This window comes from Brucella anthropi, from assembly GCF_046630315.1.
Classification (GTDB): Bacteria; Pseudomonadota; Alphaproteobacteria; order Rhizobiales; family Rhizobiaceae; genus Brucella; species Brucella anthropi_A.
The window spans coordinates 27,466-50,095 of the sequence record NZ_LQBD01000037.1 but is presented as its reverse complement, the minus strand read 5'-3'; the positions used below and the strand labels follow the sequence as shown (position 1 = coordinate 50,095).

The following is a 22,630-nucleotide window of genomic DNA, read 5'->3' as shown; positions in this document are numbered from 1 at the left end:
TTTTACCCGGCATTTGTCTTGAATTTATTGAGGCGCGAAACGAGTTGCAGCATGATGATGCTGAGCCACGTTATGCCGAACGAAATGATCGCCAGTGCCGACGGTTCATAGGCGCGGTTTGCGCCGACGAGTTGCAGATAGGGACCGAAGGCGGGACGGTTCAAAAGCGATGCCAGCGTGAATTCGCCGATGACGATGGCGAATGTGATGAAAGCCCCGCTCATCACGCCGGAAATCACATTCGGGAAAATCACCTTGAACATGATGCGGCCCCAGCCCGCGCCGAGGCTTTGGGCTGCTTCCGTGAGCGTATTGACGTCGATGGTGCGCATCGCCGTATCGACGGCGCGGTACATATAGGGCAGCGACAGCGTCATATAGCCGAACATCAAGAGCACGTCGGTTGCCCGCGTCGATGCGGTGAACGGCAGCCATGACGACGAGTTGTAGATGCGCAGGTAGCCGAACACGATGACGATGGCCGGAATGACCAGCGGCATCAGCGTGATGAATTCCATCACGGGGCGCAACTGCGGCAGGCGCAGGCGCACCCAATAGGCTGTCGGCACCACCAGCAGCACGCCGAAGATGATGGTCAGCAGGCCAAGCACGATCGAATAGCCGAAGGTGGCCTGGAAATTGGGATCGGAGAACACCACCCGATAGGCATCGAAGGAATATTCGCCGCGCCGCATGCGCAGCGAGAATTCGAACGTGCCGATCAGCGGCACGACAAAATAGATCGCGCCGATCAGGAAGGCGATCCAGGCCCCGATCTTCTGGGCATTGAAGCCTTTCTTTTTCATCGTTGCCACCTCTCGGCGCGCATGCGCAGCCAGATATAGATGAGGTTGGAAATGCCCGTAATGACGATCATGCCGAGCGCCAGCGCATAGCCGAGATTCTGGTTATGCAGCACATCGCCGCGGATCTGCGCATAAAGCAGGATCGGCACGATGTTGAGCGAGGAACCCGTCAGAGCATAGGCGGTTGCAATCGCGCCGAATGCATTGGCAAACAGCAGAAGCGTCGTGCCGAGCAGGCTTGGCCACAGGATCGGGAAGGCCACCATGCGCCAATATTGCGCGGTGGTCGCGCCCAAAATGGATGAGGCTTCCCGCCATTCCTTTTTCAGCCCGTCGAGCGCTGGCGTCAGGATCAGCACCATCAGCGGTATCTGGAAGAACAGATAGGTCAGCGTCAGGCCGAAGAAGGAGAGAAGGTTGAAGCCGGTCGAATAGAGATTGAAGCCGAACCATTCCCGGAGCAGGATCGTTACAAAGCCGGTTCGCCCCAGTGTCGCCAGAAAGGCGAAGGCCAGCGGCACGCCCGCGAAGTTGGACGCCACGCCGGAAAAGGTCAGCACCGTCGGGCGTAGCCATGCGGGCAGGTTGCCGAGAACGACCGCCCAGGCCAGAAAGAAGCCGATGATCGCGCCGCCAATGGCCGATGCCAGGCTGACCTTGATCGATATCCAGTAGGCGCTCATGATCTGCGGCTGGAACAGATCATGGATGTTCTGGAGCGTGAAATTTCCGGCGGGGTCCTGGAAGGCGCCGATGATGAGATACATCGTCGGCCAGATCAGGAACAGGATGGCGAAGATGAAAAACGGTGCCACGCCAAGCCAGGATAACGGAAGCTGGCGCTTGCGCACTCCGCTGGTGGGGGCTGTTGTTTCGGCTACTGAACTCATGCGCTCTTTCTTCAGAGGGATGCCTGCCAGAACAGAATCGTCGAACCTGCGCTTGAGCGATTGCCGTTGAAGGAACCGCAAGGGCCTGCGCTGCCGATTTGTCCTGGCGCATTTCCCGGTGATGAAGATCGCCTCTCACCGGGATGCGAAGCCGTTTCGACAGCGCGCCGGGCTTGAAATCCGACGCGCTATCCGTTTGATGCGGCAGACGCGCTTACTGAACGTTTGCGCCCACGACGCTGTCCCATTCCTTGGTGATCGTGGTCTGTGCGGCCTCGATCTGTTCGATGGTCGGGAAGATCGCCTTTTCATAGGCATCCGCCGGCGGCAGCTTGTCCAGCAGTTCCTGCGGAATCTTGCCGGCCTTCGCCATGGCGTTGAAGCGGATCGGGTGGCAATAGCCCTTCAGATAGCCAAGCTGGCCTTCATCCGAATAGATATGCTCCATCCACAGCTTCGCGGCATTGGGATGCGGTGCGTAGGCGCTGATCGCCTGAACATAGACACCGGCGATGACGCCCGACTTCGGAATGATGGTCTCGACTTCCGGATTGCCGTTCAGCGTATCGCGGTCGGCAAGGGAATTGTAGTCCCAGCGAATGACGATCGGGGTCGAGCCCTGCGCCAGCGAGGCGGCCTTGCCGATGACCGGAACGAAATTGCCGTTGGCGTTCAGTTCCTTGTAGAATTCGAGGCCCTTCTTGCCTGCGGCTTCGCCCGGTTCCGCACCGCGGGCGATGCCGGCGGCATGAACAGCGAGAATGGCCTGTGCGGACACGCGCGGATCGCCCGCAAGCGCGACGGCATTGGCATAATCGCTCTTGAGAAGGTCTTCCCAGTCCTGCGGGGCATCCTTGACGATGTCCTTGTTCACCTCGAATGCGAGCACGCCGTAATAATCGCCATACCAGTGCCCTTCCGGGTCCTTGGCGCTGTCGGGGATTTCGTCCCAGGTGGAAACCTTGTAGGCCTGCGTGAGGCCGTCCTTCTTGGCCGAGGTGCCGAAGGCAAAGCCGACATCGATGACGTCCGGCGCCTGCGGGCCCTTGTTGTTCTTGTTGGCCTTGATGGCTTCGATTTCATCGCCCGAACCGGCGTCCGGGTTCAGTTCGTTGACCTTGATGCCATATTTGTCCTTGAAGGACTTGATGATGTCGCCATAGCCGCACCAGTCATGCGGGAGCGCGATGGTCGTCAGTTCGCCTTCCGCCTTGGCGGCGGCGATCAGTTCGGCTGACGGTTCGGCAGCGGCGATGGAAACCCCGGCAACGGCAATCGCCGTCGAAAGCGACAGCAGACGCGCTGTATAGCTAAGCATTGTTTGACTCCCCTGTTTAAGGTCCGGCGAACGCCCCCGGTCGATTCCGGTGCTCGCGCAAATCCCGATACCCGCCCGACATGACGGTTGGATGACAGTTTGTGGTTTGTCACACACTGTCAGCGGTGGAAAGTGAAACACGTTTTCAGGGACTTAGCAATTCATCCCTTCGCGGGAACAGCATTTTTATGACAGGAAATGTGACAGCAAATTCGCCGCTGTCATAATTCTGCACAATGCTTTTCCCTGCGCGACAAGGGTTTGTCCCATCGCGGCATCCCTGTCGGATATGGCGCGTAAACGAAAATTTCCGAAAGATGAGCGAACCGTCAAGGGTTTCGTATGAAGCTGGAAGGGTGAAGGGCTTAATGCCCCCCACCGCCTCCACCGGCAAGCTGTTTCGGCTTGCGCAGCATGATGGCGCAGACGGCAAGCGAGCAGAACATCATCGTCAGAATGAAGAACACATCGATGAAGGAGAGGAGCGTCGCCTGCTGGCGCACCATGCCGGAAAGCTTGGAAATGGCAATGGAGGCGCCGTCCATGCCTGCGGCATTGTATTTCGCCGTCAGGTTGGCAATCATCTTTTCCGCCTCGGCATTGCCCCAGCGGACATGCTCGGCCAGGCGCTCATAATGCATGTCGCCGCGCCGCGTCAGGATCGTGTTGATGACGGCAAGGCCGACCGCGCCGCCCAGATTGCGTGTCAGGTTGAAAAGCCCGGATGCATTTTTCAAAAGGGCGGGGGGGAGCGTGCCGAGCGCCAGATTGTTGATCGGCACCATGCACAGCATCAGCGAACAGCCGCGCAGGATTTGCGGCAGCAGCAATTCATTGAAATCCCAGTCGGCGGTAAGGCCCGTCACCAGCCACGTGCCCGCGGCAAAGCCGAGAAAGCCGATCATCATCATCAGGCGCGGGTCCATCCTGTTGGACAGGAAACCGGCAACCGGCGCGGTGAAGAACATGGCAAGGCCGCTGACGAACAGCGCTTCACCGATCATCAGCGCATCATAGCCGCGCACCATGCTCAGATAAAGCGGGTAGAGATAGGTAAGCCCATAGAGGCCGACCCCCATCACGAAGGAGAACAGCGAGCCGAATGCGAAATTGACATTCTTGAAGGCGCGCAGATCCACGATGGGCTGTTCCGCCGTAAAGGCGCGGTAGAAGAAGACGATGCCGCCAATCGTCATGAGGATGGAAAGCAGGAAGATCGCGTCGTCCTGAAGCCAGTCGTTGCGCGGGCCTTCCTCCAGCACATATTCCATCGAGCCGAGGAACGCGGCCATGCCGATAAGGCCCCACCAGTCGAACTTGTTCAGAAGCGAACTGTCGCCTTCGTCGAAGTCGATGAGGTTCCAGGCCGCGATGGTGACGAGAATGCCGGGGCCGACATTGACCAGAAACAGCCAGTGCCACGAAAAGGCATGGCTGAGATAGCCGCCGATGGTCGGGCCGATGGTGGGCGCGAGCGTGGCCACGAGGCCGATCATCGGCGAGACGATGGAACGCTTGGACGGCGGGAAGATCGTGAAGGCGGCCGCGAAGACGCTGGGGATCATGCCGCCGCCGATGAAGCCCTGAATGGCGCGGTAGACGATCATCTGCTCGATATTCGTCGCCGTCGCGCAGAGCATGCTGGCGAGGGTGAAGCCCGCGGCCGAAAAGGTGAAGAGCACGCGCGTCGACAACAGGCGCCCAAGGAAGCCCGACAGCGGAATCATGATGACTTCCGCGATCAGATAGGACGTCTGGACCCAGGAGATTTCATCGGAACTGGCGCTGAGGCCCGCCTGGATTTCCGCAAGCGATGCCGAGACGATCTGGATGTCCAGGATCGCCATGAACATGCCGAACACCATGGCCAGAAAGCCGATGGCCTTCTTGGGGTCGATGCGGTCCTCTGCCGGGGTCAATGGCCCCATCGTCGTGTCTGCGGCCATGACGGCGCACTCCGGAATGGAAGAGAAAGGCGGCGCGAAATCCGTTTCTTCGCGCCACCATCTGTGATTTCACGTCAGGCCCCGAGGGGCCGTCCGCCGACTTGTCAGTCGGCCTTTTCGTCAGGCGCGGTGCGCGTATCGATATCGACCACGACACTGAGGCCAGCGCGGATCTTGCCCGATTCCAGCGCTTCCTTCGGGATCGTGATGCGCACGGGAACGCGCTGCACGACCTTGGTGAAGTTGCCGGTCGCATTTTCCGGCGGCAGCAGCGAGAACACCGCCCCCGAAGCCGGGGAGACGGAGGCGACCTTGCCGTCGAACTTCGCGCCGTCGATGGCATCGACATAGATATGCGCGGTCTCGCCGGTCCTGATATGGGCGAGCTGCGTTTCCTTGAAGTTCGCGTCGATATAAAGCGCATCGACCGGGACAAGCGCGGCGATCTTCTGGCCCGGCGAGACGAGGTCGCCCTTCTTGCCGGAAAGATTGCCGATCACGCCGTCGAACGGCGCGCGCAACGTCGTGAAGGAAAGATCGCGGGCAGCCTTGTCGCGAGCAAGTTCCAGCGATTTCATCGTGCTCTCGGCTTCGCTATACTGGGCGTCGAGCACTTCGATGTTGGCCTTGGCGGAAGCGATCTGCGCGTCGCTGCCGGCGACCTTGGCGCGGGCCTGGTCGAGCGAGGACTGCGCGGTGTCGAGTTCGGCCTGGGCGACAAACCGTGTTTCATGCAGCTTCTGCACGCGTGCGATCGTGTTCTGCGCATTGGTCAGGATCGCGCTTGCGGCCTGCCGGTCGGCATTGGCCTGCTGGAGCATGGCCTCTGCGGCATCGGTTTCCGCCTTGATGCGGATGAGCGTCTGCTTCTGGGTCGCAAGCTTCGCTTCCGCCTCATCGAGCGCGATCCTGTAATCGCCCGCATCGAGCTGGAAGATCACATCGCCAGCCTTGACGTGCTGGTTGGCGACCACCGGGATATTTTCGATATAGCCGGTAACTTTCGGCGCGATGGACGCGATGTCGCCCTGCACATAGGCGTCATCGGTCGAAACCATGAAACGTCCGACCGTCCACCAGTCATAGGCGTACCAGAGGCCGCCAGCGACGGCGACCGCCAGAATGCCAGGAAGCAGGACACGTTTGCCGAAGCCCTTCTTCCTGCCGCCCTTGCTGGCGGTTTCCCTGGATGCGGCTTCCTGCGGGCCCGGCAATGTGTCGGGCTGGGCTCTCTCGTTCAGCGGCGCCTCATTCGTCGCCGGCTGGGTTGCCGAAGCGAAATTCCTGGCATTGGGGAACGGATGAATATCGGCCTTATCAACGGACTTCGGGGCGGACATAGGGGAAACTTTCTCGACATCCTTCAGATTGAACCGCTCGGTTCGATGTTGACATAAATCAATAAGATGCGCATATCAAGAGCATATCGAACCGCTTGGTTCGAAAAAAGTTAAGAGTCTCGTGAAATGAAACCCGATCGCAACACCAAGGCACCAACCGATACGATGATGCATGACGATGACCGGCATGATGGAAAAAGCGTCAGCCAGGCCGGTGACGGCAAAGCGTCGGGTTGCGAAACGGAGTGCGGTCGCACGCGGCTTGCCGCCGGTCAGGACCCTGCCAAACGCCGCCAGATACTGGAAGGCGCGCAGGATGTGTTCCTGCGCATGGGGTTCGATGCCGCCAGCATGAACGACATCACGCGCGAGGCGGGCGTGTCGAAGGGCACGATCTACGTTTACTTCAACAGCAAGGAAGATCTGTTCGTCGCCTTGTGCGAGCATTATCGCGATACAATGTTTCGTGAACTGATCGAGAAACTCGACAAGGGGTTCAACTCGCGCGAGGAGCTGACCGATTTCGGCATTGCGCTGGTGACGCTGATAACGTCATCGACGGCCGTGCGCGCGCAGCGCATCGTTCTGGGCGTCAGCGAGCGCAAGCCCGAGCTTGCCGCCCGGTTTTACGAGCGGGGGCCCAAGCGCAGCCTTGTCCTGATGGCGGAATATCTCGGCGACATGATCCGGAAGGGCGAGCTGAAGCCCTTCGATCCGGAGAAAATGGCCTATCAGCTTTCCGATCTTTTTCTGTCCGGCCTCTACAGGCCCCGCCTGTTCGGCGCACTGGCCGAGCCGCCGCCGGCCGAAACGATTCGCAAGAATGTGGAGTCGGCTATCGATTTTTTCTATCGCGCCTATGGGAAAGATCAGTAAAGTGTTCTGAAAGAGAACAGTTGATTTTTTACAAATCGATTTAGCAGTTTTGTTTCATCTTTCGACCCACAAAATTCATAAGAGAGCCTTAATTTCTGCATTGTTTTTGTGTGTAAGGGGTTGCAATCCATTAATTGCGGGTTGCCAGACCCTATATTTTTTATGTCACTTATAAACGATTGAAAAGTTCTGGGGCTACGATTCGCTTATATTTCTCCGGGGGCGATGAAGTAATCTTCGAGCTTGAGTACCAAGGATATTATAGAAATGACACTCGATCTCATTCATTTTCCGAATTACAAAAAGACCTTCTTTGGAACAGCCTTCCAAAGTGAAACCCTTGCTCTCCTGACGCGAATTCGCGATGAGATCGGTTGCCGTTACATCCTGCACACCTATCGGGGGCGGATGGGCGATTGCATGAAGACCAATTCCTCCGACCTGACGGTGGTGATGACGGTTCCGACCAATTGGGCCGCGCGTTACTCCACCAAGAACTATTTTGTCATCGATCCGATCTTTCAGGACGATGCGCCCTATTTTCAGAACGATGCGAGCGGCATCGTCCGCGATTTGCAGGAGGATGCCAATACATGCCCGGCGGTTGCGGAACTGTTGCAGGACGCGGAGAAGCACGGGCTCGGCAATATTTTCATCGCCGTGTCGGCGCGCAGCCAGAAGGGCGCGGTGGGGTGCACCCTGTTCAGCTTCGAGATCGGCGCGGAAGAGGATCGCGAGCAGTTCGTGGCCAAGCTTCGTCCGCGCCTGTTGAGCCTGTCGGGGATCATCCATTCGGCGCTGTGCGGCTGCAAGGATGTGGCGACGGTGGCAAGCCTTCTGACGCCGCGTGAAATCGATTGCCTGCGCTGGGCCGCAAACGGCAAGACCGACGGAGAGATTGCAGAAATCCTGAGCATCGCGCGCTGGACCGTCGTGACCTATCTGCAAAACGCCAAGATCAAGCTCAACTGCTCCAACCGCACTTCAGCCGTCGCGACAGCGTTGTCACTCGGCCTCATCGAAATGCCGGAAGTGCAGCATCTGGTTTGATTTCAGCCGCATCGCAGTGATTTGAACATGGACACCGGATGTCTTGCGCATCCGGTGTGCGAGGGTTGCCTGCAAGCCGCCCCGCTGTCAGGCCCGTATTCTCAGCGGCAGGCGCGCGGCGTCGAATGCATGGGCAAGCCTTGCGGTGTTTTTGGCCGGGTCTTCATCCGCTTCCTCGAAGGCGATATGGTTCAGTTCCACAGCGGCGGTCTTGTCGGTCAGCGTCAGGCGGAAATAGGCATAGACGCCCTGATTGCGAAACTCCATGTCGAGCACGATGGCGGGCGGCGACTGCCAGTCGCAGCGATATTCGCCGCCATGGCCGAGTTCCAGCGTGCCGGGAAAGAAGTAGAGCTCGGTCGCCGAACTGACGATATCGGCAATATTGGCAAAGAGCTCGCAGCGTATGAAGGCGATGTAATCCGCCGGATCGACCAGGCGAAGATCGGCCGCGACCTCGCGCAGGTTTTCGGCAATGATCGCCTCGCGTTCGTTCGAGAATTGCAGGCTCTTCATCGCTTCACCGCCGATCTGGAGGAACTGTTCGCAAATACATGAATTCATGGCCGTCCATCAATGGATTGCCTGCCGCGCATTGATAACCCGGATCAGTTCGGCCACGGCCTTGTAGAATTCGGGTGCAATCATCTGCTCGACATTGACCTGTTTATAAAGAGCGCGCGCCAGCTGAACATCCTCAAATATAGGGATGGAATGCTGCGCAGCAATCTCTCTTATCCTGAGCGCGATCAGGTCCTGCCCCTTTGCAACGACGACGGGGGCGGCGTCCTCATTGGGCCTGTAACGCAGTGCGACGGAAAAATGGGTCGGGTTTGCGACGATCAGCGTTGCCGTCGGCACGGTGTTGATCATGCGGCGGCGGGCGCGGTCGCGGCCGAGCGAACGCAGGCGCGACTTGACCAGCGGGTCGCCTTCCGACTGTTTCAGTTCGTCCTTGACCTCCTGGCGCGTCATGCGCAGTTCCCGCCGCCAGTGAATGCGCGACCAGGCAAGGTCGAAACCGGCAATTGCGGTAATGGCCAGCACATTGGCGACGAGCAGGCGCACCATGTTCTCGCGCAGGAATTCCGGCAAGGCGCTGGGGTCGGTCGCCACCGCATCGGTAAACAGGCTGTTGCCGTTGAAGAAGACGATGAAGACGATGACGCTGGCGGCGAGAAACTTTGCCAGCGATTTGAGAAATTCCACCTGACCGGCGCGCCCGAAAATCCGCTGCCATCCCTTGAGCGGGGATATGCGCGAGGCTTGCGGGCGGATGCGTTCGCCGACGAAGCGCGGCGCATTCTGGAAGGCGGAGGCCGCGATGCCCGCAAGCGGGATGATGATGAACACCGGCACCAGGGCCGCGCCGACGGCAAGCGCCAGCACGCCGAACAGGCGGCTTGCATCTTCGGCGCTGTTCAAGAGCCAGTCCTCGGGGCGGTCGATCAACTCCCGCAGGAAGACGGCGAGCTTCGTGGTGGCGGGTCCGGCGACAAAGACCACGATAATCAGAAAGGAAGCGATACCGGCGAGGATCGGCGTTTCGCGGGAAAAGGGCATATTGCCCTTTTCCAGGGCGTCGCGGATCTTCTGCTCGGTCGCTTCTTCTGTTTTGCTTTCCTTGTCAGCATCATCGGCCATGGGGCACCGAAATCAGGACTAGAGCATGATTCCGAAAAGTGGGAACCGGTTTTCGGATAAAATCATGCTCAAACAAAAAGCTTGGAGCGGGATGACGATTCAACTTGAAACCATCCCGCTCTAAGCTTCGCTGGCGTCGAGGGTGATGATGCCGCGCTCGGACAGGTCGATGGCGATGCGGGCGATCGTGCGGCGCGCATCGGCAATGTTTTGCGCGGTGATATTGCCCTGTTCGGCGCCAAGCTCGGTTTCCACCATGCGGCGTCCACGGGTCGAGAGCGAGGAGAGAACCAGTTCCTGAAGCCTTGTGTCGGCCCCGCGCAGCGCGGTTGCGATCTGCTCAGTCTGCACCTCGTCGAAGAGCAGCAGGCGCGCGCGCTGCGACAGGCGCTCGATATCCTCGAAGGTGAAGAGCTTGGCCTTGATGCGGTTGAGATCGTCGCGGTTGAGGTCTTGAAGGCTTGCCATCAGTTCTTCCATCTCGCTTCTGTCGAGCTGGTTGAAGATGTTGGCGATCTGGCCGTGATGCGCCTTGACCGGACCGGCATCGCTGCGGCCCAGGAGATCGCGCCGCAGCACGTCTTCGAGAAGTTCAGCCGCTGCCGGCTGCACATTGCCGATATGGAGCGAGCGCTGCACAACGGCATTGCGCAATTGCGGCGGCAGCACGACGAACAGGCGGGCGGCAAGGTCGGACGGCAGCTTCGACACGATATAGGCGATGATCTGCGGATGCTGGTCGGTCAGATAGGCTTGCAGGCTTTCCACCGGCAGGCGTGCGAGCTGCACCCAGACCGATTCCTGGACAAGCTGCGGCTGGACGCGGTCTTCCAGAACCGCATCGACCTCTTCCTGCGGCAGCGCTTCGCGCAGCAGGCCCTCGAAGCGCTGGGCAGCTTCCGAAACCGGCGCGCCTTCGGCAAAGGAATCCTCGAACTGCTTGACGAGCTGTTCGAAATCGAGCGGGGAAATCGGCTCCAGCGTGCGGGCATGACCGGCAAGCTTGCGCAGGTCCTCGGCATTGAAATGCTTGAGAAGACGCGCGGCGGCAGGCCGCCCGATGGCAACGAGGATCGCCGCCGCCTTTTGCGGGCCGGTCAGCGTATCGATGAGGCCGGTCGCGCTGCCTTCCATGTCGTCCGCAAGCGCCTGCTGTTCGTTGTCGGCCATGGTCACGTCCGTTACTTGCCGATGATTTCGGTGAGGCTGACACCGAAACGCGAGGAATCATCTTCGAGAACGATCACCTCGCCGCGCGCGATGACACGGCCATTGACCACGATATCGACCGGATCGCCGATCTGCTTGTCGAGCGTGATGACAGCGCCGCGACCAAGCTTCATCAGATTGGCGACCGGCATGGTCGTGCCGCCCAGAACCACCTGCACATCGACGGGGATGCCCATGATGAGTTCGAGATTGGGCTTGGATGGACCCTTCTGGGCGCTGCGCGGCTTTTCCTCACGCAGTTCCTCAATGGCTTCGTCCAGTTCCTGCTGCATGTTCTTTTCCTTATTGTCCGCGCTCATGCCTGGCCTGCAATCTCAACCGTTGCCTTCTTGACCGCGCGGCGCACGAAAACCGGCAGCGCGTTCTTTTCCTTCGGCAGCGATTGTTCGGTGGCGGTCGCGATCCTGTCTTCGCTGCGCGCGCTATCGGCGACATTGCGCGCATGGCGGATGTCGCGGGTGAGCGCCTTGCGCAGCCGGGTCAGCTCCTCGATTGCCTCTTCCATTTCGCGGCGCACGCGCTGCGTTTCGGCAAGACGGGCCTCAAGCTTGCTGTTTTCGTCGGCCAAAGCAGTGCCAAGATCGGTGCGCTCGCTCTGGATCGCCTTGACGGCGCGCTCCAGCCCGTTGGAGGCGGCAGCAACGCGCAGCGCCAGCACCTTGCCAAGCTTGATCGTCTCGTTGGCCTTGCGGCCCACCACGATGAGGGCGGCAAGCGAGGCAAGAGCCATCAATGTCGAAAGCACATTAGCCAGCAACAAGCTCATCGATGAAATCCTCTTCCTGATTGACCGGGTCGCCGACTTTGACTGTGAAATGAATGCCCGATTTGCCGAGCGTGCATTTGAAAAGCTGCTGATCGCCCGCGCGCAGGCGCACCTGCTGCATGGCGTCGGCGGGCAGTTTGAGAACCTGACCGATTTCCAGCATCGACAGGGCATCGAGCGTCATCGATCCCTGCTGGATAAAGGCTTCGAGCTCGATGCGGGCGCGGCTGACTTCGTGGCGCATCTTCTTTGCCCAGCTCGGATCGGCCTGATCCAGCGGGCGGCGCAGAACGGCCGCCACGGCATCCTGCATCGGCTTGTGCGTGCTGCGCGGCAAAAGCAGGTGCATCCGCCCGGTCTTGCCCGCGGCCGTGACATCGATGCGGCAGGAAAAAAGGCGCGAGCGCTCGAAATTCTCACGGTCGAATTCGGCGGTATCGATGCATTCACCGGCGGCAAAAAGCCTCTGTCCGGTTCCGGCAAAGACCTGATCTAGCGAACCGGCAAGATGACCGGCCAGAAGCGCGGCAATCTTCTGTTCCAGCATGCCGAAAGGCCGGTTGGCATCGACGGAGCCCATATTGCCTTGGGCACCGAACATCGCTTCGATGACGGAGAAGACGAGTGCGGCATCGGCGGCCACATAAAGCGTGCAGCCCCATTGCTCGGCCTTCAGCGGCGCAATGATCGCGGCCCGGTCGAGAATATCGCCAAAGGCGGCATCGTCGGTGCCTTCCACCTGTCCGGCCTCGATCTCGAAAGCGGCGGCGCTGCCCTGTTTCAGCCGGTCGCAGAAATGCGTCGCGGCATCCTTGAACACATGGGCAAGCGATTTCAGGTCGTCGCCCGAAAGGCCCGCCGCGCGCAGCAGGTTTTCGGCCAGAACATCGTTTTTGCGGTTTTGCCCCAAAGCAGTCATCTTATGCCGCCTGCTGGGTCGGCGCGCTTGCCATGGTTTCCTGCTCGACCACATCGATGGTCGGGCGATCATAGGCGGAGATGGTCTTGCGGCCATATTCCACGGCGATCTGCGGCAGGGAGCCGTTCATATAGGCGAGGAGCGTCTGCTTGACGACGATATAGAGACGATTGTTCTTCTCGCGGGTGGACTTGATCTTGTTGGCGATCGGACCGACGACACCGTAGGAGAAGAAGATACCGGCAAAGGTGCCGACAAGGGCCGCGCCGATCAGATGGCCCAGCACTTCCGGCGACTGGTCCAGCGCGCCCATGGCCTTGATGACGCCGAGAACGGCGGCGACGATGCCGAGCGCGGGCAAGGCTTCCGAGATCGTGACCATGGCCTGATAGGGCTTGAGCTTGTCGCGCGCGATGGTGCGGATTTCCTCGTCCATCAGCGCCTCGATTTCATGCGAGCGCACATTGCCGACGATGATGAGGCGGCAATAATCGCAGATGAAATTGGTGAGGTCCTCTTTCTTCAAGACGCTCGGATAGGCCTGGAAGATCGACGATTCCTTGGGATTGTCGATATGCACTTCCACCTCATTGCGCGACTTGGCCCTGAGTTCGCGCATCAGGCTGTAAAGCACGCCCAGAACGTCGAGATAGTCGCGCTGCTTGGGGACCGCGTTGGTGAACGCTTCCATACAGGCGCGGCCCGTGTCCTTCACGAGCGAGAAAGGGTTGGCGATGAAGAAGGTGCCAAGTGCGGCCCCCAGAATGATCACGAATTCCCAGGGCTGGATAAGCACGCTGACATGTCCGCCCATGGCGATAAAGCCGCCCAGCATACAGCCCAGTGTGATGACAAGACCGACAATAATGCCCAAAGCTCGTGACTCCCGTACATTCTCTTTGCCGGGAACCTAAGCGCTGCGCCTTGCGCGAACCTTGTCTGGGGCAAGCCAGCTTTGGCCAGCTTTGGCCAGCTTCGGACAAGCTTGGCCTTTCATAAAGGTTGAAATACCGGAAGGGGGTCATGCGCATGGTCGATACAATGACGAGCTATCGCCTGATCGCGTCGGATATGGCGCGGTCGTTGCAGCGTGTTTCGAAGGAACCGATGGTGGAGCGGGAAACCGCCTACTATAAGGAGAATATCGGCAAGGTGAAATCCATCGACGATTTCATGGCCGACAGCCGCCTTTATAATTACGCGATGAAGGCGTTCGGTCTGGAAGACATGGCCTTCGCCAAGGCGTTCGTTCGCAAGATATTGACGGAAGGCATCAAGAGCGACGATGCCATGGCCAACAAGCTGACCGACAAGCGCTATAAGGAGTTTGCCACCGTCTTCGATTTTGCGGGCAAGGGCGCGGAGGCGACCGACAGCACGGCGGCGCAGCAGGGCGTGGTGGACAAATATCTTCGCCAGACGCTGGAGACGGAAGCCGGAAGCCAGAACGAGGGCGTGCGGCTGGCACTTTATTTCGCGCGCAAGGCGCCCACACTCACCAATGCCTATGAAATCCTGGGCGACAGGGCGCTGGTGTCGATGATCCAGACGACCTTCGGCTGGCCATCCTCGATATCCAATGCCGATATCGACAAGCAGGCGAAGATGATCGAGGACAAGATCGACTTCACCAAGATGTCCGATCCCGATTATGTCTCGAAGCTCATTTCGCGCTTTACCGCCATGTATGAGATGAACAATCCGACCGCGAGCAGCCCGGCCTCGATCGCCTCCCTGCTTCTGGGCGGAACGTCCTCCGTCGGCATTTCGATGGATATCCTCAGCACCTTGCAGAACTTCAAGCCGGGCGGGCGCTAGGCGATGCAGAACAATTCGATCTATGTCGGGCTTTCCTCGCTCATCACGCTGGAACGGCGGATGGACGCCATTGCCCATAATGTCGCCAATGTTTCCACGGTCGGTTTCCGGGGCGAAGGCACCAAGTTCGACACCATCGTTTCGAGCAAGGCCAGCGACGATGTGAGTTTTGCCACGGCGGGCAAAAGCTTCATCCGCACCGAAGCAGGCCCGATGATCAAGACCGACAATCCGCTGGATGTCGCCGTCAAGGGCGATGTCTGGATGTCGATCTCCACGCCGCAGGGGCAGGTTTACACCCGCGACGGGCGCATGAACATGCTGCCCACGGGCGATCTCGTTTCCGTCACCGGCCATCCGGTTCTCGATGTCGGCGGCGCGCCGATCGTGCTCAATCCGGCTGGCGGCGCGCCGAAGATTTCAAGCGACGGCGCGATCTACCAGAATGGCGCGCAGATCGGCGCCATCGGCCTCTACACCATCCCCGCCGATGCGGACCTCACCTATGCGGGCACATCCGGCGTGATACCCAACAAGCCTGCGCAGCCCGTCATGGACGACAACAGCGTGGGCGTCGTGCAGGGCATGATCGAGGGATCGAATGTCGATGCCATGACGGAGATGACCCGCCTTATCAGCGTGAGCCGCGCCTTCGAACAGGTCAACAACCTGTTGTCGCAGCAGGAAAGCACCGTCTCTGAAGCGATCAAGACGCTGGGCTCCAGAAACGGATGACGCCGGACCTGCCGCTCTCGCGTCTTGCCGCCTTTGCCCGCCAGCAGTCGGCGGCGCATAAGCCGCTCACCGGCATCGGCGGAACGGTGAGCGACGTGTCGCGTTCGGCGATTGCCGTGCGCGGGCTTTCGCGCGAGGCGCGGCTGGGCGATGCGGTGGCGATCCACGCGCAAGGCGGCCAGAGCCTTGCCGAGATCATCCGCGTTGCCGACACGCAGGTGCTGGTAAAGCCCTTTGACGACCGTATCATTCCCGCGCTCGGGGCTGCGGTTTTCGAGGAAGGGCCGCTCAGAATCCGCCCGGCGCCGGAATGGCGCGGGCGTGTCATCAATGCGCTGGGCCAGCCGATTGACGGAAAGGGCGCATTGCAGCCAGGCTTGCGGCCCATGGCGTCGGAGAGCCTTGCGCCCGCAGCCCTTCGCCGCGCGCGGGTGGACCGGGGTTTGCGCACTGGCGTCAATGTCATCGATATTTTCACGCCGCTCTGCTTCGGCCAGCGTATCGGCATCTTTGCCGGTTCGGGCGTCGGCAAATCGACGCTGCTTGCCATGATGACGCGCGCGGCAGATTTCGACACGGTGGTGCTGGCCTTGACTGGCGAGCGCGGACGCGAAGTGCGCGAGATGCTGGAAGAAACCATGGCCGGCCACCTCGACAAGACCATCACGGTGGTCGCGACGGGCGATGAAAGCCCGATGATGCGTCGCCTCGCGCCCAACACGGCGACGGCCATTGCCGAATATTTCCGCGATCTCGGCCAGAATGTCCTGCTGATCGTCGATTCCGTCACGCGCTTTGCCCATGCCGCGCGCGAGGTGGCGATTGCGGCGGAAGAGCCGCCGGTTTCGCGCGGCTATCCGCCAAGCGTCTTCAGCCAGTTGCCGCGCCTTCTGGAGCGCGCGGGACCGGGTATCACGGAAGCTGGCGGCAGCATCACCGGCATCTATTCCGTGCTGGTCGACGGCGACGATCATAACGACCCGGTTTCCGACACGATCCGCGGCACGTTGGACGGCCATATCGTGCTCGACCGGGCGATTGCGGCGCAGGGGCGCTTTCCGGCGGTCGATATTCCGGGTTCGGTTTCGCGCCTTGCAAAGCACAACTGGACGCCGGAACAGCGCAAGCTGGTCAACCAGTTGCGAGCCATGGTCGCCCGTTTTGAGGAAACGCGCGATCTGCGCGCCATCGGCGCTTATCAGAAAGGCCATGACGGTCTTCTGGACCAGGCGGTCGATCTCGTGCCGCGCATTTACGACGCCTTGCAGCAATCGCCGGAAACCGGCTTATCGGACGATCCCTATAACGACCTTGCCGCGGCACTGCGCGGCGACAGACAGGCGCAACACGCATGATAACGGGCTTTCGCAAGACAAAGGAAGAAAAACTCCTTGCAGACCTGACGGCGGAGGTGGAAGCCGCCGCACGGCAGGAGGGCATGAAGAAACCGCAGAGCAAGGTGGACCGCTATCTGAAGATCGCGGCCATTACGCTTGCTGCCGGAAGCGCGATGCTGCCTTTCGTCACCTATCTTCAGCGCGCCGATCTGGGTTCGCCTGAAAAGGCCGAGCGCAAGATCATCGATCCGCTCGACCGTTCCGAGCAGAAGACGGTGCGCCGCTTCCCGTCCTTCCGTCCGTCGGAACAGGTCGCGCCGAATGCGGATGTGGACGACACGATGACGGGTTCCGTCATGTCGAACGGCAAGGGGCTTCCGGGAACCGGCACGGGCAATGGCGGCGAGGGAGGCGGGGAAGGGCAGGCATTCCCCAAGCCGGTTTTCGCGCTGCGCGAAGTCGTGGGCGGCATGGCGATGATCGAGGATTCGTCCGGCTACTGGTTTGTCGAGAAAGGCTCGCTGCTGCCCGATGGCAGTCACCTTGTTTCGATCGGCCGTGGGGCTGGCACCTGGCAGCTCACGACATCGTCGGGCGATGTGATTGAAATGCGGAGGTAAGGCAGTAGGGCAATAAGGCAGTATGTTAAGGGAATAGGGGAATAAGGGAGTAGGGGAGTATGTTTTGGTTGCGCATGACCGCGACCACCATATTCTTCACTGCCCTACTGCCCTACTGCCCTACTGCCCTACTGCCCTACTGCCCTACTGCCCTACTGCCCTACTGCCCTACTGCCCTAACCCGCAAGCTTGACGCAAGTTCCGGCCGTTAAGTTAACCAACGGTAAAGGCGGGACACTCCATGAGCTCCATTCATCTTTTCGATCTGGCGGCAAGGCAGGCACAGTGGTTGTCGGTGAGACAGGCCACCGTCGCGGGCAATGTCGCCAATGCGAACACGCCGGATTTCCGCGCGCGGGACGTGCAGCCCTTCGCGGATGTGCTGGACAAGACGCAGCTTACCATGGCTGCCACCAGCCCCCTGCATCTGGAAGCCGAGGCAGACGGGATCGCGGCCGCGCGCCTGCGCCCCGACGACATCACCGAGCAGACCCATTCCGGCAATACGGTCGATGTCGAACAGGAAATGATGAAGGCCGGTGAAATCGCCCGCGAATATTCGCTCAACACAAGCATCGTCAAGGCGTTCCATCGCATGATGCTTTCGGTCGCGAAGGGTTAGCCATGTCTTCCGATGCCCTGCAAAGCACATTGAAGATCGCAGCCTCGGGCCTTTCGGCCCAGTCGACGCGCCTGCGCATCGTTTCCGAAAATATCGCCAATGCGCAGTCCACCGCCAAGACCGCCGATGCCGATCCCTATCGCCGCAAGACGGTGTCCTTCCGTACCGAGCTGGAGCAGGGCACCGGCGCTGCCGAAGTGCGCATCGCCGAGGTCGGCAAGGACACATCGCCCTTCATCGAACAATATGAGCCAAGCCACCCCGCAGCCGATGAGCGCGGCTATGTCCGCTATCCAAACGTCAACATGGTTGTCGAAATGGCCGACATGCGCGAGGCCAATCGATCCTATGAAGCCAATTTGCAGGTTGTGAGGCAGGCTCGTGAGCTGATCTCCATGACCATCGATCTCCTGAGGAACACATGATGTACGACTCGATCATGAGTATTTCGGCGCGCAATGCCCTGTCGCGCCTGTCGGAAACCGTTGCCGAAAAGGGCGTGGGGTCCACTTCAGCGCCGCAGGCCGTTCCGGCCGCTCCGGGCGCCTCGTTCGGCGAAGTCCTGTCGCAGATGACGGATTCCGTCGGCCAGAAATTGCAGGCGGCGGAGGCAACCTCCATTCAGGGCATCAAGGGCGATGCGCCGGTGCGCGATGTGGTCAGCTCCGTCATGGAAGCCGAACAGTCGCTCCAGACAGCCATCGCGATCCGCGACAAGATCGTGCAGGCCTATCTCGAAATCAGCCGCATGCCAATCTGATTTACGGCAGCTAAGGATACGCCATGAAAGCCCTGACGATTGCCGCCACCGGCATGAACGCCCAGCAGCTCAATCTGGAAGTGATTGCCAACAATATCGCCAATATCAACACGACCGGCTTCAAGCGCGCGCGGGCTGAATTCTCCGATCTTCTCTATCAGTCCGAGCGCACGGCGGGCGTGCCCAATCAGGCAAACCAGGCCATCGTGCCGGAAGGCGCGCTGGTCGGCCTTGGCGTGCAGACGGCGGCGGTGCGCAACCTCCATATTCAGGGCAGTTTCAACCAGACCGGCAATCCTTACGATGTGGCGCTGACCGGGCGCGGCTGGTTCCAGATCCAGAGCCCGACGGGCGAGACGCTTTATACCCGCGCCGGCGCATTCAACAAGAATGCCGACGGCCAGCTCGTAACGCTCGACGGCAATCCGGTCGAACCGGCCATCACCATTCCGCCGGACGCCATCGAGGTGACGATCACCGATACGGGACAGGTTTTCGCCAAGTTGCAGGATCAGGTCAATCAGGTCGATCTCGGCCAGCTTACCCTTGCAAACTTCACCAATGAAGCAGGTCTGGAGCCGCTCGGCGGCAATCTCTACCGCGAGACGGAAGCATCCGGCGGGCCGCTGGTCGGCGTTCCGGGCGATCCCGGCTACGGCGCGATCAAGCAGGGCTATCTCGAAGCGTCGAATGTCGATCCGGTGAAGGAAATCACCGATCTCATCACGGCGCAGCGTGCCTATGAAATGAATTCCAAGGTTATTCAGGCCGCCGACGAGATGGCGGCAACCGTGTCGAAGAACCTGCGCTGACGGTGATGGCGATGGACTGTGTGAAGGCGATCTTTCAAAAGAAAAGGCTGGCTCTTGCCGGTGGCTTTCTGCTGGCGGCAATGGCTGGCGCCGGTGCGGCGGACCGCATCGCTTTTGTCGTGCCTTCGGCCACCGTCTATCCCGGCCAGATCGTGAGCGACACCGCGCTTCTGGAAAAGCAGTTCTTCATCAGTGCGCCTGCGGCAAGCCAATATGTGCTGTCGCCCGATCAGGCGGCGGGCAAGGTGGCGCGCAAGACGCTGCTTCCCGGCAAGCCGATCCTCGTTTCCGCATTGGGCGAGCCGTCGCTGGTCACGCGCGGCGTTCCCGCGCCGCTGGTCTTTACCGCCGGCACGTTGACCATAACCGCCATGGGCACACCGCTCGAATCCGGTGCGGCTGGCGATTTCATCAAGGTTCGTAACGTCGATAGCGGCATCATCGTGTCTGGCACGGTGCTGGCCAATGGTCGTATTCAGGTGGGGATGCAGTGAGAGCCTGTTCCAAAAGTCGCCATACCGGTCTGCAAATGGCGCTTTTCTGCGTTCCGGTGCTCATGTACGTTCAGTACACTGCGCTCCGGTACTCGAAAATCACCATTTTCGCCTCGGCCTGCCGCTTTTGGATTCAGGCTCTGCGAAAGACTTGCGCCGCCCTTATCACCGCCTTGGCACTCATTTTTCAGCCGGTCGCAGGCCTTGCGGATGAATCGGCCAGGAATGTGCGCGAATTCGGTTCCGCCGTGGATGCCGATGCCGATTGGCTTGGCGCGGGCGGCGATCCGTCGAAAATGGCCTATGCCGAGCTTGGCCGGGGCAGCGCGGTTGCGCGCCTGAAGGATATCGCCACCATTCAGGGCGTGCGCGAAAACCAGCTTGTGGGCTATGGTCTTGTCATCGGCCTCAAGGGCACGGGCGACAGCCTGCGCAATTCGCCGTTTACAGAGCAATCCATGCGCGCCATGCTGGACAATCTTGGCATCAGCGCGCCGCGCAATTCCACCCGTTCGAAAAATACCGCAGCCGTCATCGTGACCGCCAATCTGCCCGCCTTTGCCGGTGCCGGTTCACGCATCGATGTGACGGTGTCGTCGCTCGGCGATGCGACCTCCTTGCAAGGCGGCACGCTGGTCATGACCCAGCTCATGGGCGCCGACAACCAGATTTATGCCGTCGCGCAAGGCAATATGATCGTCTCCGGCTTTTCGGCGGAAGGCGAAGCCGCAAGCGTGACGCAAGGCGTGCCGACTTCCGGGCGCATCCCCAATGGCGCGCTGGTCGAGCGCGAGGTGGCGGGCAGTTTCGGCAAGGACAGCGAAATGATCGTCGAACTGCGCGATCCCGATTTCACCACCGCCGTGCGTGCCGCCGATACGATCAATGTCTTCGCCAAGCGCCGCTATGGTCGCGGCGTGGCGCTTGCGCGCGATGCCAAGACGATCCGCCTGTCGCGTCCGAAGAATGTGCCCGCCGCGCGTTTCCTCGCAGAGATCGAGGGCCTGCCGATCACCACCGATGAAGTGGCCCGCGTGGTGGTGGACGAGCGGACCGGAACCGTCGTCATCGGCGAGAAGGTGCGTATTTCCAAGGTCGCGATCAGCCATGGCAGTCTGACGGTCCGTGTGACGGAAACGCCGATGGTCGTCCAGCCGGAGCCGTTCAGCGACGGCGAGACGGCGGTTGAGCCCAACACCGATATCGCCGTCAACCAGCAGAATGCCAAGATCGGCATTCTCACCGGCGCCAATCTCGAAAATCTCGTGAAGGGCCTCAATCAGATCGGCGTCAAGCCGACCGGCATCATCGCGATATTGCAGGCAATCAAGACATCCGGCGCACTTCATGCGGAACTGGTGGTGCAATGATCATGGCGCATAAATTGATCCGGTTCGGTTCGGCGGCGGCGCTGCTTCTGGCGGCCTCCGTTCCCGCTTTCGCCGATCCGCCCGCGCTTGGCAATCTCGACGAAATCCGCAAGTTCTGCGGCAATATCGACGATCAGGCGGCGGATGCGCGCTATGCCTTGCAGGCCAGGCAATTGACCGAGCTGAAGGCCGATGTCGAGGAGCGGATGCGCGCGCTTGAGGAAAAGCGCCGGGAATATGAAATGTGGCTGAAGCGCCGCGACGAGTTCGTCAGCAAGGCACAGGATTCGCTGGTCGACATCATCTCGAAGATGAAGCCGGATGCGGCGGCGGCGCAGATGGCGCTGATCGGCGACGAAGCGGCGGCGGCCTTGATCCTCAAGCTCAATCCGCGCGTATCCAGCATCATCCTCAATGAAATGCCGCCGGAAAAGGCGGCCAGGCTTGCCCGCGTCATCGTCGGCTCGCAGCGCACCTCGACCGCGCCGCAGCCTGTGAAGGATCAGCGCGCCGCGGCGCAGACCGGGAATACGGTGCAATGAAGAACAGCATGAACAAAGCGACCCTTGCCGCAGCGATACTGGTCCTTCTGGCCGGTTGCGCCACCAAGCCCGAGGAGATCGGTCGCGCGCCCGACCTGTCGCCGGTTGCGGCCCATCTCGGCATGGAAAACAATCCGCAGTTCAACGGCTATCCGGCTCGCCCGAGCAAGGCGTCCTATTCGCTCTGGGACCAGCGCTCGACCAATTTCTTCAAGGATCCGCGCGCGGCGACGCCGGGCGATGTGCTCACCGTCATCATTTCCATCAACGACCGCGCCAATCTCGACAACAAGACGGACCGTGAGCGTGTGTCGAAGGGCATTTACGGCGCGGGCGGCTCGTTTGCGACCAGCAGCATCACGGGCGCTGCGGCGGGCGGCGACATGGATGCTTCGGTCAACACCCATTCCGACAGCAAGTCGAAGGGCAAGGGCACCATCGAGCGCAGCGAGGATATCCGCCTGCAAATTGCGGCCATCGTCACCGACACGCTGCCGAACGGCAATCTCATCATCCGCGGATCGCAGGAAGTGCGCGTGAACAATGAATTGCGCGTGCTGAACGTCGCCGGTGTCGTGCGCCCGCGCGATATTTCCGGCAACAACACGATTTCCTACGACAAGATCGCCGAAGCCCGCATCTCCTATGGCGGGCGCGGACGACTGAGCGAGATTCAGCAGCCGCCTTACGGCCAGCAGATTCTCGATCAGGTTTCTCCTTTCTAAGGCGCGCCCG

The 22,630-nt window shown here is 60.4% G+C and carries 26 protein-coding genes; 14 read left to right on the top strand and 12 right to left on the bottom strand.

All coding sequences use genetic code 11. The annotated features are described in order from the left end of the window. Positions 1 to 2: 2 nt before the first annotated feature. From AVM02_RS17070 to AVM02_RS17050, 5 genes are all read right to left on the bottom strand, one after another. Entirely contained in the window at positions 3 to 806 is an 804-nt protein-coding gene (locus tag AVM02_RS17070; RefSeq protein WP_411508109.1) for an ABC transporter permease, read from the bottom strand. Further along, positions 803 to 1,696, bottom strand: a complete 894-nt coding sequence (locus AVM02_RS17065) for an ABC transporter permease (protein ID WP_411508108.1) — start codon at positions 1,694 to 1,696, stop codon at positions 803 to 805. The genes AVM02_RS17070 and AVM02_RS17065 overlap by 4 nt, the downstream gene beginning before the upstream one ends. Positions 1,697 to 1,910: 214 nt before the next feature. After that, positions 1,911 to 3,014, bottom strand: a complete 1,104-nt coding sequence (locus tag AVM02_RS17060; RefSeq protein WP_411508107.1) for an ABC transporter substrate-binding protein — start codon at positions 3,012 to 3,014, stop codon at positions 1,911 to 1,913. Positions 3,015 to 3,379: 365 nt separating this feature from the next. Beyond that, positions 3,380 to 4,960: a DHA2 family efflux MFS transporter permease subunit gene (locus tag AVM02_RS17055; protein ID WP_411508106.1), complete on the bottom strand. Its 1,581-nt coding sequence runs from the start codon at positions 4,958 to 4,960 to the stop codon at positions 3,380 to 3,382. A 104-nt stretch (positions 4,961 to 5,064) separates the two neighbouring features. Next, the gene (locus AVM02_RS17050; RefSeq protein WP_411508105.1) at positions 5,065 to 6,300 is read right to left on the bottom strand and encodes an HlyD family secretion protein; all 1,236 of its coding nucleotides are present in this window, start codon (positions 6,298 to 6,300) and stop codon (positions 5,065 to 5,067) included. 165 nt (positions 6,301 to 6,465) lie between these two features. On the opposite strand from AVM02_RS17050, the gene AVM02_RS17045 reads away from it, so the two are divergent. Then, a complete protein-coding gene (locus AVM02_RS17045; protein ID WP_411508208.1) occupies positions 6,466 to 7,176 on the top strand; it encodes a TetR/AcrR family transcriptional regulator in 711 nt (236 codons plus the stop codon). Positions 7,177 to 7,443: 267 nt separating this feature from the next. Further along, positions 7,444 to 8,226, top strand: a complete 783-nt coding sequence (locus tag AVM02_RS17040) for a helix-turn-helix transcriptional regulator (protein ID WP_411508104.1) — start codon at positions 7,444 to 7,446, stop codon at positions 8,224 to 8,226. Between the two features lie 87 nt (positions 8,227 to 8,313). Here the strand turns inward: AVM02_RS17040 and AVM02_RS17035 are convergent, their stop codons facing one another. From AVM02_RS17035 to motA, 7 genes are all read right to left on the bottom strand, one after another. Next, entirely contained in the window at positions 8,314 to 8,742 is a 429-nt protein-coding gene (locus tag AVM02_RS17035) for a hypothetical protein (RefSeq protein WP_411508207.1), read from the bottom strand. A 57-nt stretch (positions 8,743 to 8,799) separates the two neighbouring features. After that, the gene (gene flhB, locus AVM02_RS17030; RefSeq protein WP_411508103.1) at positions 8,800 to 9,870 is read right to left on the bottom strand and encodes a flagellar biosynthesis protein FlhB; all 1,071 of its coding nucleotides are present in this window, start codon (positions 9,868 to 9,870) and stop codon (positions 8,800 to 8,802) included. 120 nt (positions 9,871 to 9,990) lie between these two features. Then, positions 9,991 to 11,040, bottom strand: coding sequence for a flagellar motor switch protein FliG (locus AVM02_RS17025; RefSeq protein WP_411508102.1), 1,050 nt, complete (start codon positions 11,038 to 11,040; stop codon positions 9,991 to 9,993). 11 nt (positions 11,041 to 11,051) lie between these two features. Next, positions 11,052 to 11,399, bottom strand: a complete 348-nt coding sequence (gene fliN / locus AVM02_RS17020) for a flagellar motor switch protein FliN (RefSeq protein ID WP_104756701.1) — start codon at positions 11,397 to 11,399, stop codon at positions 11,052 to 11,054. Continuing rightward, positions 11,396 to 11,866, bottom strand: a complete 471-nt coding sequence (locus tag AVM02_RS17015; RefSeq protein WP_411508101.1) for a BAB2_0123 family type IV secretion system effector — start codon at positions 11,864 to 11,866, stop codon at positions 11,396 to 11,398. The genes fliN and AVM02_RS17015 overlap by 4 nt, the downstream gene beginning before the upstream one ends. Next, the gene (locus AVM02_RS17010) at positions 11,847 to 12,785 is read right to left on the bottom strand and encodes a FliM/FliN family flagellar motor switch protein (RefSeq protein WP_411508100.1); all 939 of its coding nucleotides are present in this window, start codon (positions 12,783 to 12,785) and stop codon (positions 11,847 to 11,849) included. The genes AVM02_RS17015 and AVM02_RS17010 overlap by 20 nt, the downstream gene beginning before the upstream one ends. Position 12,786: 1 nt before the next feature. Further along, positions 12,787 to 13,659, bottom strand: coding sequence for a flagellar motor stator protein MotA (gene motA, locus AVM02_RS17005; protein ID WP_411508099.1), 873 nt, complete (start codon positions 13,657 to 13,659; stop codon positions 12,787 to 12,789). Positions 13,660 to 13,814: 155 nt separating this feature from the next. Between motA and AVM02_RS17000 the strand changes: the two genes are divergently transcribed. From AVM02_RS17000 to flgH, 12 genes are all read left to right on the top strand, one after another. After that, entirely contained in the window at positions 13,815 to 14,603 is a 789-nt protein-coding gene (locus AVM02_RS17000) for a DUF1217 domain-containing protein (protein WP_411508206.1), read from the top strand. 3 nt (positions 14,604 to 14,606) lie between these two features. Next, positions 14,607 to 15,338 (top strand): flagellar basal-body rod protein FlgF, encoded by a 732-nt coding sequence (flgF, locus tag AVM02_RS16995; protein WP_411508098.1) that lies wholly within the window; start codon positions 14,607 to 14,609, stop codon positions 15,336 to 15,338. Further along, positions 15,335 to 16,693: a flagellar protein export ATPase FliI gene (gene fliI / locus AVM02_RS16990; RefSeq protein WP_411508097.1), complete on the top strand. Its 1,359-nt coding sequence runs from the start codon at positions 15,335 to 15,337 to the stop codon at positions 16,691 to 16,693. Before flgF ends, fliI begins: the two co-directional genes overlap by 4 nt. After that, on the top strand, positions 16,690 to 17,295 hold the full coding sequence (locus AVM02_RS16985; protein WP_411508096.1) for a hypothetical protein: 606 nt from the start codon (positions 16,690 to 16,692) through the stop codon (positions 17,293 to 17,295). Before fliI ends, AVM02_RS16985 begins: the two co-directional genes overlap by 4 nt. Before the next feature lie 241 nt (positions 17,296 to 17,536). After that, on the top strand, positions 17,537 to 17,917 hold the full coding sequence (flgB, locus tag AVM02_RS16980; RefSeq protein ID WP_411508095.1) for a flagellar basal body rod protein FlgB: 381 nt from the start codon (positions 17,537 to 17,539) through the stop codon (positions 17,915 to 17,917). A 2-nt stretch (positions 17,918 to 17,919) separates the two neighbouring features. After that, positions 17,920 to 18,342 (top strand): flagellar basal body rod protein FlgC, encoded by a 423-nt coding sequence (gene flgC / locus AVM02_RS16975; RefSeq protein WP_411508094.1) that lies wholly within the window; start codon positions 17,920 to 17,922, stop codon positions 18,340 to 18,342. Continuing rightward, positions 18,342 to 18,677, top strand: coding sequence for a flagellar hook-basal body complex protein FliE (locus AVM02_RS16970; protein ID WP_114216411.1), 336 nt, complete (start codon positions 18,342 to 18,344; stop codon positions 18,675 to 18,677). Before flgC ends, AVM02_RS16970 begins: the two co-directional genes overlap by 1 nt. A gap of 23 nt (positions 18,678 to 18,700) precedes the next feature. Next, entirely contained in the window at positions 18,701 to 19,489 is a 789-nt protein-coding gene (gene flgG, locus AVM02_RS16965; protein WP_411508093.1) for a flagellar basal-body rod protein FlgG, read from the top strand. 11 nt (positions 19,490 to 19,500) lie between these two features. Next, positions 19,501 to 19,983 carry a flagellar basal body P-ring formation chaperone FlgA gene (gene flgA / locus AVM02_RS16960; RefSeq protein ID WP_411508092.1) on the top strand — a complete coding sequence of 161 codons (483 nt, stop codon included), beginning with the start codon at positions 19,501 to 19,503 and terminating at the stop codon, positions 19,981 to 19,983. 35 nt (positions 19,984 to 20,018) lie between these two features. Further along, entirely contained in the window at positions 20,019 to 21,353 is a 1,335-nt protein-coding gene (locus AVM02_RS16955; RefSeq protein ID WP_411508091.1) for a flagellar basal body P-ring protein FlgI, read from the top strand. Beyond that, positions 21,350 to 21,895, top strand: a complete 546-nt coding sequence (locus tag AVM02_RS16950; RefSeq protein ID WP_411508090.1) for a MotE family protein — start codon at positions 21,350 to 21,352, stop codon at positions 21,893 to 21,895. Before AVM02_RS16955 ends, AVM02_RS16950 begins: the two co-directional genes overlap by 4 nt. After that, a complete protein-coding gene (gene flgH / locus AVM02_RS16945) occupies positions 21,892 to 22,620 on the top strand; it encodes a flagellar basal body L-ring protein FlgH (protein WP_411508089.1) in 729 nt (242 codons plus the stop codon). The genes AVM02_RS16950 and flgH overlap by 4 nt, the downstream gene beginning before the upstream one ends. Positions 22,621 to 22,630: the final 10 nt, after the last annotated feature.